This is a genomic window from Halomonas sp. 3D7M (assembly GCF_014897885.1).
Lineage (GTDB): Bacteria > Pseudomonadota > Gammaproteobacteria > Pseudomonadales > Halomonadaceae > Vreelandella.
The window spans coordinates 1-565 of record NZ_JABUZF010000137.1 but is presented as its reverse complement, the minus strand read 5'-3'; the positions used below and the strand labels follow the sequence as shown (position 1 = coordinate 565).

General features: G+C 56.8%; 1 protein-coding gene. It reads right to left on the bottom strand.

The window, feature by feature from the left end:
• Positions 1-565, bottom strand: a 565-nt coding sequence (locus INT22_RS06545) for a biotin/lipoyl-containing protein (protein WP_193067911.1), incomplete at both ends; no start/stop codon positions are given.

Here is a 565-nt window from a genome sequence, read left to right as displayed (position 1 = left end):
ACTAGGCTTAACAAGACCGAGGTCGACGCCGAGCTCACGTGCCAGCATCCGAACGGCGGGGCCTGCGTGTACCAGTTTCCCATCGCGGGGCTTATGAGAGGCCATCTGCGCTTCAGGGCTAGGCGTGCCTTCTGGTGAAGCGGCAGGCTTCGCACTTGACTGACTGGCACTAGAGGACTGAGCTTTCTCCGGCGCCGCTTTTTTAGGGGCTGCCTTCTTGGCACCCGCTACTTCTATATAACCAATCACATCGCCTTCAGAGACGGTGTCCCCCTCTTTCACAGTAAGCTCTAAGAGCTTGCCTTTGTAAGGGCTCGGCACGTCCATCGACGCTTTGTCAGATTCCAGAGTGATAAGAGGGTCTTCTTCGTTGACCTCATCACCTGCCGCCACACCAATTTCGATAATCGGCACGTCAGAAGAACCTGACAAGTCAGGTACACGAATCTCTTTGCGCTCAGGCTCACCGCTACCGCTATCTTCTTCAACGGCCGGTTCTTCAGCAGCGGCTTGCGGCTCGCTGCTGGCTTGGCTAGCGGCCTGCGATGCGTCTTCTTCAGCCGAT